The organism is Cryobacterium sp. MLB-32, assembly GCF_000738085.1.
Classification (GTDB): Bacteria; Actinomycetota; Actinomycetes; order Actinomycetales; family Microbacteriaceae; genus Cryobacterium.
In genome coordinates, this window is sequence record NZ_JPRS01000295.1 from 1 (window position 1) to 1,659 (window position 1,659).

General features: G+C 62.1%; 2 protein-coding genes. One reads left to right on the forward strand and one right to left on the reverse strand.

Annotated features, from left to right (window positions below):
- Nucleotides 1-277: 277 nt before the first annotated feature.
- Nucleotides 278-673 (forward strand): hypothetical protein, encoded by a 396-nt coding sequence (locus JF66_RS17790; protein ID WP_035880116.1) that lies wholly within the window; start codon nt 278-280, stop codon nt 671-673.
- A gap of 31 nt (nt 674-704) precedes the next feature.
- On the opposite strand, the gene JF66_RS17795 is transcribed toward JF66_RS17790, so the two are convergent.
- Nucleotides 705-1,659: ATP-binding protein (locus JF66_RS17795; RefSeq protein WP_231556490.1), on the reverse strand; the 955-nt coding region annotated here is incomplete at its 5' end.

The following is a 1,659-nucleotide window of genomic DNA, read 5'->3' on the forward strand; positions in this document are numbered from 1 at the left end:
ACGAGGAACACATCGCCTCAGCATCATGCGCGCCAACTGGATCACGTCAGCCGCGCCGGGGAAATGCTGATCAAGAGCCAGTTTCCGCCGCCACTGGATAATCACACGATGCCGAAGGGCGAGGAGGGCCAAATCGTGCATCTGTTGGAATAATACCTACTCGCATTGACATAATAACTATTATCGGTCATATTGGGTGTTATATTACCTGTGATATTGAGCGTGAAAACAGTAGTGATTCTTGCTACCAAGTCCAGGACGGGGAAGACTGGTGGGCATGAGCATTCCCGTCCCCGCCTCGCAACCAGGTCACCGCGCGTACGAGGACTCGGTGCGGCTGGACACCGGCGAGATCGTCACGGGTCTGCGCGACATCCTCGGCGCCCAACTCGTCGCCTATCTGGGCAGGGTGTCGAACACGCGCTCTGTGCGCGAATGGGCGGAAGGCTCCCGTGCGCCTGGCGCGGACGTCGTCCAGAGATTGCGTACCTCCTATTACGTGGCCGGCATTCTGAGTGAACGCGAGGGCGCGAAGGTGATCCAGGCTTGGTTCCAGGGCATGAACCCGGAGTTAGGCGACAAGTCCCCCGCGGCCTTGTTGCGCGCTGAGCCGTTGGATGTAATCGGGCCGGACGTCGTCGCAGCGGCACGGTCGTTCATCGCGCACGGGTAGATGCCGGCCTCGGCGAGGGTGCCAGGGTCGGCTACTCGCCTTGCCTGGCGATGAAGTCGGCCATGCCAGGCACGGTGAACGCAACGAAACCGCGTTCGGGCGTGTAGATGTGACCGCTTCGGATCAAGTCTCGGCGATTGACGGAGAGGTCCGTGGTGCGCTTCTTTCGCAAACGGGTCACGAGTTCGGCCATTGATGAGGGGGCATCGTCGTCGACGGCCATCGCGGACATGAAGGCCCGCTGTGTTGGGGTTGCCCGCTCCCACCTCGATTGGTAGAGACCCTGTTCCACTTCATTTCGCGCTGACTCGATGCCGATCTGAGCGTCTTGAAGACTGATGGTGTCCGTGGCCCTGACCGCCCAGACATGGCTTCCACACGCTTGGATGAAATAGGGGTATCCCCCGGTCGCGGTCACCGCCGCCGCCAGGGCGTCAGGCTCCCAGTCGACTCCGTTGGCGCGGGCCGGAGCAGTGAGGGCGTCAGACGTTGCGGTTGTGTCGAGCAAGCCGATCTGGCGGTAGTCGTAGAGGCGCTCCGCGTAGCTGGTCGCATCGGCGAGCACCGCGGGGAGGGAGGGCAGCCCCGCTCCGACGAAGACGACGGGGACGGGGAAGACATCCTGCCCGAGATTATGCAGGGCGACATTGAGGGCAGCGAGGTCGTCGGATGAGGCCTCTTGGAGCTCGTCGACGGCCAGCAGAATGACCGTGTTGGCCTCACGCGCAGCCAACCCGATGGTTTCCAGCAGCTCCTGGAGATCGACGGCGAGATCTCCGCTATCGGCCACGCCGCGCTCGGGTTCCACGTCGACAGTGAAGGAGTAGGTCCCTGACGGATCGACACGAATTTGAAATGATCGCAGCACGCTTGCGGCTTTGGACCACAGCGCTTTGGCGCGGTCAGAACTTGAGAGGACTCGTCGGAGTGCGAGGTGGAGCTCCTTGGCTAGCGCAACGGCCAAGGGCTTACTGCTTGATGCCTCG